The sequence below is a fragment of the Pseudoalteromonas sp. bablab_jr011 genome (assembly GCF_016464045.1).
Lineage (GTDB): Bacteria > Pseudomonadota > Gammaproteobacteria > Enterobacterales > Alteromonadaceae > Pseudoalteromonas > Pseudoalteromonas lipolytica.
Map to the genome: position 1 here is coordinate 1 of NZ_JACDWU010000329.1, position 412 is coordinate 412.

The 412-nt window shown below is 40.8% G+C and carries 2 protein-coding genes; one reads left to right on the top strand and one right to left on the bottom strand.

Annotated features, from left to right (window positions below):
- Positions 1 to 125, bottom strand: a 125-nt coding sequence (locus JIG41_RS21855; protein WP_199525466.1) for a helix-turn-helix domain-containing protein, incomplete at its 3' end; no start/stop codon positions are given.
- 38 nt (positions 126 to 163) lie between these two features.
- Here JIG41_RS21855 and tnpA point away from each other — a divergent pair.
- Positions 164 to 412, top strand: a 249-nt coding sequence (tnpA, locus tag JIG41_RS21860) for an IS200/IS605 family transposase (protein WP_199525467.1), incomplete at its 3' end; no start/stop codon positions are given.

Sequence of the window (412 nt, forward strand, 5' to 3'; positions counted from 1 at the left end):
CGACGCATATTTTCAGACAACAACAGATTCCAAATGCCACGCGCTGTCGCACCAAACTCAATGAGCTTAACTTCTTGTTCTGGCCTAGGGTTTAGCCTGTAGTTGTATCTGAGCGTCTTTTTCATATACTGTATAGACTACTGTATAAGGCCTAGTTGTCAAGATGGATTATGAAACTAAATCTCACTACAAATATCTAATTGCGCTTCATTTAATTTTGGAGGTTAAGTACAGAAAACCCCTGCTAAACGGAAGGCTGGGTGAGTTTGTAAAGAAAACGGTTTTCGATGTTTCTCTATCATCTGACTTTAGGATCGAAGAGGTTGAGATAGACAAAGATCACATTCATATGCTGATTACAATCGGCACTCGATATTCAGTAGGCCAGCACGCAAGGAGGATTAAGCAAGCC